8 protein-coding genes and 1 riboswitch are annotated in these 8,807 nt (G+C 74.2%); of the genes, 6 read left to right on the top strand and 2 right to left on the bottom strand.

Translation table 11 applies throughout. The features are described 5' to 3' along the window. On the top strand, window positions 1–1,154 hold a 1,154-nt coding region (locus ACZ4W5_RS25025), incomplete at its 5' end, for a saccharopine dehydrogenase family protein (protein WP_465657008.1). Between the two features lie 87 nt (window positions 1,155–1,241). Here the strand turns inward: ACZ4W5_RS25025 and ACZ4W5_RS25030 are convergent. Further along, on the bottom strand, window positions 1,242–1,958 hold the full coding sequence (locus tag ACZ4W5_RS25030) for a flavodoxin family protein (protein ID WP_360232526.1): 717 nt from the start codon (window positions 1,956–1,958) through the stop codon (window positions 1,242–1,244). Between the two features lie 194 nt (window positions 1,959–2,152). On the opposite strand from ACZ4W5_RS25030, the gene ACZ4W5_RS25035 reads away from it, so the two are divergent. The 3 genes from ACZ4W5_RS25035 to ACZ4W5_RS25045 all read left to right on the top strand — a co-directional run bounded on the left by ACZ4W5_RS25035 (window position 2,153) and on the right by ACZ4W5_RS25045 (window position 6,703). Further along, window positions 2,153–2,458, top strand: coding sequence for a hypothetical protein (locus ACZ4W5_RS25035; protein ID WP_465657010.1), 306 nt, complete (start codon window positions 2,153–2,155; stop codon window positions 2,456–2,458). A gap of 16 nt (window positions 2,459–2,474) precedes the next feature. After that, entirely contained in the window at window positions 2,475–4,814 is a 2,340-nt protein-coding gene (locus ACZ4W5_RS25040; protein ID WP_465657012.1) for an SAM-dependent methyltransferase, read from the top strand. A gap of 266 nt (window positions 4,815–5,080) precedes the next feature. Then, window positions 5,081–6,703: a sialidase family protein gene (locus tag ACZ4W5_RS25045; protein ID WP_465657014.1), complete on the top strand. Its 1,623-nt coding sequence runs from the start codon at window positions 5,081–5,083 to the stop codon at window positions 6,701–6,703. Between the two features lie 89 nt (window positions 6,704–6,792). Here ACZ4W5_RS25045 and ACZ4W5_RS25050 read toward each other — a convergent pair whose 3' ends face one another. After that, window positions 6,793–7,506 (bottom strand): IclR family transcriptional regulator, encoded by a 714-nt coding sequence (locus ACZ4W5_RS25050; protein WP_360232538.1) that lies wholly within the window; start codon window positions 7,504–7,506, stop codon window positions 6,793–6,795. 199 nt (window positions 7,507–7,705) lie between these two features. Further along, window positions 7,706–7,848, bottom strand: a riboswitch (SAM riboswitch). A gap of 115 nt (window positions 7,849–7,963) precedes the next feature. On the opposite strand from ACZ4W5_RS25050, the gene ACZ4W5_RS25055 reads away from it, so the two are divergent. Together ACZ4W5_RS25055 and ACZ4W5_RS25060 are read left to right on the top strand one after the other, a co-directional pair. Further along, window positions 7,964–8,257 (top strand): transporter suffix domain-containing protein, encoded by a 294-nt coding sequence (locus ACZ4W5_RS25055; RefSeq protein WP_465657015.1) that lies wholly within the window; start codon window positions 7,964–7,966, stop codon window positions 8,255–8,257. Window positions 8,258–8,265: 8 nt separating this feature from the next. Continuing rightward, window positions 8,266–8,721, top strand: coding sequence for a MarR family winged helix-turn-helix transcriptional regulator (locus tag ACZ4W5_RS25060; protein WP_465657017.1), 456 nt, complete (start codon window positions 8,266–8,268; stop codon window positions 8,719–8,721). Window positions 8,722–8,807: the final 86 nt, after the last annotated feature.

The following is an 8,807-nucleotide window of genomic DNA, read 5'->3' on the forward strand; positions in this document are numbered from 1 at the left end:
CCCCAGCCGAGCACCTGGCCCGGACCGCTCCTGAGGCGTGCCGCCGGTCCGTCGCCGGCCCGGACGAGCTACCGCTCACCGTCTCCAGGTCGCGGCTCCCCCCCCCCCCCCCCCGCTGCGCCGACCTCCCGCTGCTGGTGGCCGACGCCGCCGACCACCGGGCCCTGCGCGAAGTGGCCGCCTCGGCCCGGGTGGTGGTGTCCACCGTCGGCCCCTACCTGCGGCACGGCGAACCACTGGTGGCGGCCTGCGCGGACACCGGCACCGACTACGTGGACCTCACCGGCGAGCCGGAGTTCGTCGACCGGATGTACCTCCGCCACCACGAGCGGGCGGTGGCCACCGGCGCCCGGCTGGTGCACGCCTGCGGCTTCGACTCGGTGCCGCACGACCTCGGCGTGCTCTTCACCGTCGACGAACTGGTCCGCCGCGGCGGCCCGGTGGCCCGGCTCTCCGTGGAGGGCTTCGTCCGGGTCGGCGGCACCGTCTCCGGCGGCACCTTCGCCTCCGCGCTGACGGCCCTCTCCCGGCCGCGGGCCATGGCCCGGGCCGCCCGCGCCCGCCGCGCCGTCGAGCCCCGGCCGAAGGGCCGGCTGGTCCGCACCCCCACCGGCCGACCGCACCACTCCCGGGCGGCCCGCGCCTGGGCCGTGCCGATGCCCACGATCGACCCCCAGGTGGTGTCCCGCTCGGCCGCCGCACTGGACGAGTACGGCCCGGACTTCGGCTACACCCACTACGCGGCCGTCCGCCGGCTGCCGGTCGCCCTGGCCGGCCTCACCGCCGTCGCGGCCCTCGCCCTGGCCGCCCAACTCCCCACCCTGCGCCACGCCCTGGAGCGGCTGCGCAAACCCGGCGACGGCCCGGGCCCCGAGCAGCGGGCCCGCTCCTGGTTCGCCGTCCGCTTCGCCGCCCGGGCCCAGGACGGCCGAACCCTCCTCACCGAGGTCACCGGCGGCGACCCCGGCTACCAGGAGACCGCCAAGATGCTCGCCGAGTCCGCCCTCTGCCTCGCCTACGACGACCTCCCCCCACGGGCCGGCCAACTCACCACGGCGGTCGCCATGGGCCGCCCCCTGATCGACCGCCTCACCGCGGCGGGCCTCTCCTTCCGCGTCCTCCCCACCCCACCCCGCACCGCCCCGGGCCGCTGACTCCGTCACGGGCTCGCGCGCACGACGCCGACCCAACCGCCCCCAGCCCGCCCGACACCGCGCAACGACCGCGCGATTCGGCCGGGCTCAGCGGTGCTCGGGGTTCTCGAAGTCGAAGCGGCAGCCCGCGTCCCACTCCGAGCGCTGGTTGCCGTGCGCCGGGATGCCCCCGGCGTCCTTGAGCATCCGGGCCAGGTGGAGCTGGTTCCAGGTCATGAAGGTGGTGTTGCGGTTGGTGAAGTCGTTCTCCGGCCCGCCGGACCCGGCGTCCAGGTACGACGGCCCCGGCCCGGCCTCGCCCACCCAGCCCGCATCGGCCTGCGGCGGGATCGTGTATCCGAGGTGCTGGAGGCTGTACAGGACGTTCATCGCACAGTGCTTCGCGCCGTCCTCGTTCCCGGTGATCAGGCAGCCGCCGACCCGACCGTAATAGGCGTACTGTCCGTGCTCGTTCAGGATCGACGAGCACGCGTACAGCCGCTCGATCACCCGCTTCATCACGGAGGAGTTGTCCCCCAGCCACACAGGTCCGGCGAGCGTGAGAATGTCTGCGGCCATGACCTGCGAGTAGATGACCGGCCACTCGTCGGTCTCCCAGCCGTGCTCGGTCATGTCCGGCCAGACGCCCGTCGCGATGTCGATGTCCACGGCCCTGAGCACCTCGACCTGCACACCCTGGCGCTCCATGATGCCGGTGCTGACGTCGATCAGGCCCTGGGTGTGGCTGCGCTCCGGGGAGCGCTTGAGGGTGCAGTTGATCACCAGGGCGCGCAGGTCGGCGTACGAGGTCGTCGGGTCCGGCACGGGGGCTCCTTCGGGCGGTCCGGGAGGCCGGTCGGTGGCGGGCTCCCCGCACAGCTCACCAGGCCGGGTCGGCCGGCGCGCGCGGGGCTGGGCCGGTTGCCTGACGGACTCGGGGCGGAGGTCGCCACCCCTGTTCGGGCGAGCGGTCGGCCAGTAGCATGAACTCGCCTTCCACCGTGGCTCCGAGGGGACGAGTGACCGCCGTGATCACGCTCACCGCAAGCAGGACTCCCGTCGACGTCGTGGACATCGACGTGGACGTCGACCTCGCCCTGGCCGGGGACTGCGGCCCGGAGCTCGTGCACCTCGCGGACCCGGCTGACCTCGCGGACACGGTGGAGCCCACGCCGCAGGTCACCCAGATGGATCCGCTGCCGCCGCAGGTCATCCAGATGGATCCGCTGCCCCCGCAGGTCGTCCAGATGTACGTGCAGCTCGACCCCCCGCTGCTGGTGGACGCCGTGGCCGCCGGGGCCGCCGACGCCCCCGACACGGTCTGAGGCCAGCCCCGCGCGCATGGACGTCGACTCCCCCTCCGCCCACCGCTACCGCCGCCCCTTCGACCGGTTCCCGTCCCGGCGCGAGCACCAGGAGCGGTGGGCGGAACTGACCCGTGCGATCGCCGCCGCCGGCCCTCCCGGCGGTGAATCCAGCGGCGCCAGGGGCGAGTTGACGGTGCTCGGCTCGGGCATCGAGGCGGCCGGGTTCACCCGGGCCGACGAGCGCCTGCTCCGCGAGGCCGACCACGTCTTCCACTGCGTGGCGGACCCGGCCACCGTGGTCCGGATCAACGCCTGGCGCCCGGACGCCTACGACCTCGGTGTCCTCTACGACGACGCCAAGGACCGCTACCTGACGTACGTCCAGATGTCCGAAGCCGTGTTGCACTTCGTCCGCGCGGGGCGCCGGGTGGCCGCGGTCTTCTACGGCCACCCGGGCATCTTCGTGCTCTCCTCCCACCGCGCCGTGCGGATCGCCCGCCGGGAGGGGCACCGTGCCGTGATGCGGCCCGGCATCAGCGCCCTGGACGTGCTCTGCGCCGACCTCGGGGTGGACCCGAGCACCCCCGGCATGCAGACCTTCGAGGCCTCCGACCTGCTGATCCGCGGCCGGCGCATCGACCCGGGCCTGCACCTGGTGCTCTGGCAGGTCGGCATCGTCGGTGAACTCGACTACCAGCGCGCCGGGTTCACCAACCGGCACCTGCCCGTGCTGCTGGACCGGCTGGAGGAGGTCTACGGACCGGACCACACCGTGGTCAACTACATCGGCGCCCGCTACCGCGGCCTCGAACCCGTCACCGCCGAGCACACCGTCGCCGCCCTGCGCGACCCGACCGTGCAGCGCACCGTCACCAGCGCCTCCACCTGGTACCTGGCCCCCACCGCCGCCGCACCGGCCGACCCGCAGGTGCTGCGCCGCCTCGGCCTGCTCCAGCCCGGCCAGACCGTCCGCCCGCCCGACGGGCCGCTGCGCACCATCGACGAGTACGGCCCGCGGGAACTCGCCGCACTCGACGGCTTCGCCGACTTCCGCATCCCGGCCGCGTACCACTGGCAGGAGGACACGCCCGGCGCCCGCTTCGTCCTCGCCCTCGGCGAGGACAGCGCCCTGCGCGAACGCTACGTCCGCGAGCCCGCGGCCGCCGTCGCCGACTGGGCACCACCGGAGCTCGGCGCGGCCGAACGCGCCCTGCTGTCCCGGCGCGAGGACCTCGCCCTCCAGGCCGCCGCCCGCGGCGTACGACACCGGCCCGCCCCGGAGGCCGCACGACGGCTGCGCACCCTGCTGACCCGCAAGTCCGAGGCACGCGCACTACTGCGGGACGGCATCACGGGCTGGCCGTCGCTCCGCCAGGACCTGGACTCCGTCCTGGCCGACGCCCTCTACCCCTGGACGGGCCTGTACGGCACGCCGGACGGCGAGCTGTCCGTCTACGTCCTGGGCCGCGCGACCGACCCGCCCCGGCACCGGGTCCACGTCGACGGCCGCCGGATCGCCGACCCGCGCTACGAGCGCGGCGTGCTGCGCTGGCGCGAGCCGGACGGCAGTGGCGGCGAGCTGCGCACCGAGTTCGGCCGGGACGGGCGTCGCCGACTCGTCGGCACCGTCAGCGCTGCCGGTGCCGTTGAGACGGCAGGCTCCGTCGCGCGCATTGTCTGCCTGACGGAGTACCCGCTGCCGGAGATCCCGCCGCTCGCCGACCTGGTGGGTGGCTACCAGGCCGAGGGCGTGCGGGTGGATGTGGTGTCCGACACCCCCGGCGCGCTCCCGAGCCTGCACGTCACCGTCGACGGCGAAGCCGTCACCGCCGCGGTGTTGCTCGGCCCGACGGGCTTCGAGGTGGACGCGGTCACCGTCCCCTTCGACCGGCCGCTGCCGGACGTCCCGCCCTGTCTGTACGGGGACTACCGGCTGCGGCTGCCGTCCCGTCCGGACGCCGGTGCCCAGCTGCGGATCGCGGCGGACGGGGTCACCCTCGACGGACGGCCCGTGCCCAAGGCCGAGTCGAGCGGTCGGCGCCTCGGCTGGCAGGACGGCCCGGCCCCGGTGCCCGGCGCCGAGCTCACCCTGCTGCTCGACCCGATCACCCTGCACCCGATGCTGCACGGCACCGGCCGGACCGCGGACGGCACACCCTTCCCACTGGTCGGCATGGTCCCGGTCGAGACCGAGGCAGCCCAACGGCTCGCCGCCCGGCCCCGGTTCGGCATCCCACCCGGCCCCTGGGCCCACCTGACCGCCCTCGCCACCGAGGCCAGCCCGGACGGCGGGCTGTTCTGGTGGCACGGCTGGGAACAGTCGGCCACCGCCCTGCGGACCGTCCACCAGGCCCTGTGGGAGAGCGGGCGGTAGACACACCGCACCGGCCGGCCCGTATAACCCCAGGTCAGGGAGGGGACGGCGGCCGATGGTACGGACTCGGTAAGGAGCGCGCGCGGACCGTTGGCGCGCCCCCTACCGCTGGCTAGACTCGCGCGGCCGACCGGGCATCGCGGCCGACCGACCGGGCATCCCGCGCGGCCGACCGGGTGCCGACTCCCGTTCGGCACCGGAGCAGAGCACGGCGCAGCACCACCCAGGACACCAGGCACCTCCCGCCGACGACCATGGGGGTCTCCATGCAGTTCCGCACCAGGGCACCGCTCGCCACCGCGACCGCAGCGCTCCTCCTCGCCGCCGTCGCCGCCGGTACCCCTACCCCGGCCGGTGCGGCCACGGCCGGCACGAACCCGCCCGACGCCTCGCCCGGCGCACCGCTCGCCGTGATCTCACCCGGCGATCCGTACGCTTCCTGCGACCTCGGCGCGGACGGCGACGGCACCAACTACCCGGGCGCGGAGGAGGAACCGTACGCCGCCGCCAACCCGCTGGATCCGGCGAACACGATCACCATCTACCAGCAGGACCGCTGGTCCAACGGCGGTGCCCGGGGCCTGAGCTCCAGCTACACCACGGACGGCGTGCACTTCACCCAGACGGCCCTGCCCTTCACCCACTGCGCGCCGGGCGGGCTGGCCTACCAGCGCGCCTCCGACGGCTGGGTGAGCTTCGGCCCCGACGGCACCGCGTACGCCAGCGCCCTGGTCTTCGACGCCACCACGGCGCGCAGCGCGGTGGCCGCCGCCACCTCCACCGACGGCGGGCGCAGCTGGCAGCACGTCACCGAACTGATCAGCGACGACGACCCGGCGATCACCGACGACAAGAACGCCGTCACCGCCGACCCCGTGCACCCGGGCGTGGCCTACCAGGTCTGGGACCGGGTGGACCAGGCCGCCGGCCCGACCCCGGTCTTCGACGGGCCGGGCTACCTGTCCGTCACCCGGGACCACGGCCGGAGCTGGTCCCCGGCGAAGCCCTTCGTGACCACCGCCACGACGCCGAACACCCAGACCATCGGCAACCAGATCGTGGTCGACCCGCGCACCGACACGCTGTACGACTTCTTCGACTGGATCACCTTCACCGACGCGACCGCCACCACCGTCAGCGACGTGCACTTCGGCATGGTCAGCTCCACCGACCAGGGCCGCACCTGGAGCCGGCCGGTCCGGGTCGCCGCCGACACCTCCGTCCCCGAGGTCCACCCGAACGCGCCCGCCGACGCCACCAAGTCCCTCCGGGCCGGCGCCGGCCTGCCCAGCGTGGCGATCGACCCGCAGACCGGTGAGCTGTACCTCGCCTACGAGGGCTCGGAGTCCACCGGCGGCAGGTTCGACGCCATCCAACTCGTGCACTCCACGGACGGCGGCCGGACCTGGAGCGGCCCGACCCGGCTCAACCAGGCCCCGGGCGCACCGGCGTTCACCCCGTCCATCACCGTGACGGGCGACGGCACCGTGGCCGTCAGCTACTACGACCTGCGCTACCTCACCCCGGGCGACACCTCCACGCTGCCCACCGCCGCCTGGCTGCTCAGCTTCCCGCGCGGCGGCGAGAACAGTCCGGTCGAGCGGCAGATCTCACCGGTCTTCGACTGGCTCCAGGCGCCGTACGCCGGGGGCCACTTCCTCGGCGACTACCAGGCCCTGATCGCCGACGGCCGCCTGGTCCGCCCGGTGCTGGTGACCGCCAGCAGCGGCGCCCCGCTGAACTCCACCGACGTGTACAGCGGCCGCTTCCGGCCGGACACCCTGCGCAGCCCGGGCGCGGCCGCACCGACCGCCCAGGCGGCGCGCACCGGCGCGCACACCGGGGCGCCCGCCGTCGGCCTGCGCGCCGTGCAACACCTGCGGCGCTGACCCGACCGGCGGCCGCCGACGCGGAAACGCTCCGCGCCGGCGGCCGCTCGGCCTCGAACGCTCAGGTCCGAGCCGCGCCGGCGGCCCGGTCACGGCCGGTGCAGCGCGTCCGTGAGGTGGCCCGCCGCCTCGATGACGGCCTGGGACAGGCGCGCACCCGGGTGCCGGCTGAGCCGTTCGATCGGCCCCGACACGGAGACCGCGGCCACCACCCGGCCGGCCGGGCCGCGCACCGGCGCGGAGACGGAGGCGACGCCGGGCTCGCGCTCGCCGATCGACTGGGCCCACCCCCGGCGCCGCACCCCGCTGAGCGCGGTGGCGGTGAACCGAGCACCCTGGAGCCCGCGGTGGAGCCGCTCGGGCTCCTCCCAGGCCAGCAGGACCTGGGCGGCGGACCCGACCTTCATCGGCAGGGCGAGGCCGACCGGCACGGTGTCCCGCAGGCCGAAGAGGCGTTCTGCGGCCGCGACGCAGATCCGGACCTCGCCCTGCCGGCGGTACAGCTGGGCGGTCTCGCCGGTGACGTCGCGCAGGTGGGTGAGGACCGTGCCGGCCGCGGCGAGCAGGCGGTCCTCACCGGCCGCCGCCGAGAGTTCGGCAAGCCGCGGGCCGAGGACGAACCGGCCCTGGAGGTCCCGGCCGAGCAGCCGGTGGTGCTCCAGTGCGACGGCGATCCGGTGGGCGGTCGGCCGGGCCAGGCCGGTGGCGTCGACCAGCCCGGCCAAGGTGGCCGGGCCGGCCTCCAGGGTGCCGAGGATCGAGGTGATCTTGTCGAGCACACCGACGCCGCTCGTGTTCTCCATGGACGGGTACTCCAGTCTCAGATCCCGTGAGCGACGGGTGGGTACGGCTCACGGGCGCTCCGTTGGGGTGGGAGCGGGGTGGTCAGCGGGGACAGGCCTGCGGGAACAGCAGATCGCCTGCGCCGAGCACGAAACGGGTACGCGAAAGGGCCGGGGCGGGAAGCGCCCGGGCGAAGGACAGCACTGAGAGCACCGTGTCTCCTCATCTTCCCCGCGCCACGTTGGCGACAGGCCGGAGTTGGCACTGACCCCGGACGGCACGGCGCGTACTTCGGACGCCGGGTCGAACGGGGAGTTGCCGGGGCTTCGTAGGGCCGGTCCCTCCACCCCTCTGGATGATTCGCGAAGAACCATACAAGATTTCCCGGGCGCCCCGCCAAACCTTTCCCGAACACCCCGCACCCGGAGCCCGTCGGGGTCCTTGACCACGGATTATTTAGATTTCTAAACTATTTCCATGACTGCGACCCCGGCGACCTCAGCATCCCCGAAGAAGCCGCTCAGGTTCAGGATCGGCATCGCGCTCCTCATCCTGAGTGCCCTGACCTACGTGGCCGTCCTCGTCATCCTCTTCCTCCCGCTGGACTCCGGCGCCAAGGCCGCCGCCTTCGGCGGGACACTCGTGGTCGCCGAGACGAGCGCCCTCATCGGCATGGCCGGCGTCGGCAAGGAAGCCGTCCGGGCGGTCAGGTCCCGCCTGGGGCTCAGGAGGCGCAGCCGCGCCACCGAGCAGCCGCCGACCGCGGAGTGACGAGCCCGATGGACACCGGCGAAAGACCCGACGGCGCCGACCTGCACGCCCGCAGCGCCCGGCTCAACCAGCTCGTCGCGGACCTGCGGCTCCTCTCGGAACGGCACGGGCCCCGCTACGACGAGTTCGGGCTCACCGCCCAACAGCACCTCGTGCTCGGGCAGATCGTGGCCGACCCGGACGTCACCCCCAAGGACCTGGCCGAGCGCCTGGGCGTGTCCAAGGGCGCCGTCAGCCAGCACCTGGCGCGCCTGGAGAAGGACGGCTACCTCTCCCGGCAGCGCAGCCCCCGGGACGGACGCGTCCACGTCTTCCGCCTGGAGGCCCGTGGCACGGCCTACCGGGAGACCGTGCTCCGGTACGAGCGGGAGCTCCACGACGCCTACGTCGCGAAGCTCTCGGCCACGGACATGGCGGAGATCGAGTCCGCACTCGGGAAGTTGAGACGGGTCTTCGAGGACTGACAGTGAGGATGTGTGGTGGCTTCTCCGCCGGGTCTGACTCACGGACTGACCGACGCCGACCGGCTGTCTTTTAGGCGATTCGTCGG

The sequence above is a fragment of the Kitasatospora sp. NPDC029367 genome, assembly GCF_055569135.1.